A 321-nucleotide genomic window follows, 5' to 3' on the forward strand; every position below is an offset into this window, starting at 1 on the left:
GATCAGCGCCATATCCTTCGCGATACTTCTCGATGGCAAATCGCACAACTTCGGTACGATCAGGAATCAACTCCCAGTCACCGTCGACGAGGCGGACCCAGCGAGGGTCGCTGCCATTGCGGATCAAACCCCGGTAGTGGCCAGCGATCCAGCCTTCACACAAGCGCTTGATTGAGGCCTTCACGCGCTTACTTTTGGTATCGCTCTCTTCATGAGCCCGAATCATGACCAGAAGGCTATAGACCAGATCCATTGGCTGCGCCTTCAACCTTTCCCTGTTGTACTCACGGCCGTCACTCGCGGTGACCACGGTAATGCCCG

General features: G+C 56.4%; 1 pseudogene. It reads right to left on the minus strand.

The annotated features are described in order from the left end of the window. Nucleotides 1-321 (minus strand): annotated as a pseudogene (locus SB786_RS35880) (recombinase family protein); the annotation flags it as partial.

Origin of the sequence: Burkholderia sp. SIMBA_062 (assembly GCF_046534765.1) — a bacterium.
GTDB classification, from domain to species: domain Bacteria; phylum Pseudomonadota; class Gammaproteobacteria; order Burkholderiales; family Burkholderiaceae; genus Burkholderia; species Burkholderia ambifaria.